Origin of the sequence: Nocardioides malaquae, from assembly GCF_015070385.1 — a bacterium.
GTDB lineage: Bacteria > Actinomycetota > Actinomycetes > Propionibacteriales > Nocardioidaceae > Nocardioides > Nocardioides malaquae.
This window is the reverse complement of record NZ_JADCSA010000483.1, coordinates 1-266: the sequence shown is the minus strand read 5'-3', so window position 1 is coordinate 266 and position 266 is coordinate 1. Positions and strand designations below refer to the sequence as shown.

Annotated in this window: 1 protein-coding gene; it reads right to left on the bottom strand. The window is 52.6% G+C overall.

Translation table 11 applies throughout. The annotated features are described in order from the left end of the window. On the bottom strand, positions 1–266 hold a 266-nt coding region (locus IEQ44_RS15990; RefSeq protein ID WP_193639430.1), incomplete at both ends, for a class II glutamine amidotransferase.

The following is a 266-nucleotide window of genomic DNA, read 5'->3' as shown; positions in this document are numbered from 1 at the left end:
CTGTCGGTTTCGCCTACCGGGCGGAAGTTGCCGGTTTCCAGTGATTTGTAGCCCGTTTCTTGTCCGTTATGGATGGAAGTCCAGTTACGCCCCCATAACTCGCGGGTAAATGGGTGAGTATTTTCCAGCGCCACCTCGCCCCGATTAGCCTGGCGAATATGAGCCACCACCGAACAGGATTTTATCGGGTAGTCCTGGACAAGTTTGGCGATGGGGGAATTAAAGCTGGGTTGTGGATCTTTAAATGTGCGACAGCCTTTACCTTC